This is a genomic window from Cellvibrio sp. ATLC23 (assembly GCF_057196725.1).
In genome coordinates, this window is the sequence record NZ_JBXUOS010000039.1 from 1 (window position 1) to 273 (window position 273).

At 39.2% G+C, this 273-nt stretch carries 1 protein-coding gene; it reads left to right on the top strand.

The annotated features are described in order from the left end of the window. Positions 1-273 (top strand): hypothetical protein (locus tag AC2CG4_RS20090; protein WP_484487958.1); only part of this gene is annotated, 273 nt, incomplete at both ends.

Genomic DNA, 273 nt, shown 5'->3' on the forward strand with positions numbered 1-273 from the left:
GAACATTATTTGCAGCAAGAGATTGCTGGCATTGAACAAAAACAAGAAACTGTTCAACAAGCATTAGAGTCGGATACTAAAAATTCAACTCGCCATAGTGCGCAAAAAGTTGCGCAAACTTCAAAGCAAGATATTACTCAATCCGCACCAGCGATAATCACATCAGCTAGCAGCATTGTCGATATCGCAAAGGCTCTGTTATCCGAACAGCAACCATCAGTTCTATTACAAGGTTTAGAATTCGATAAACAGCAATGGCAGCAATTAACTATT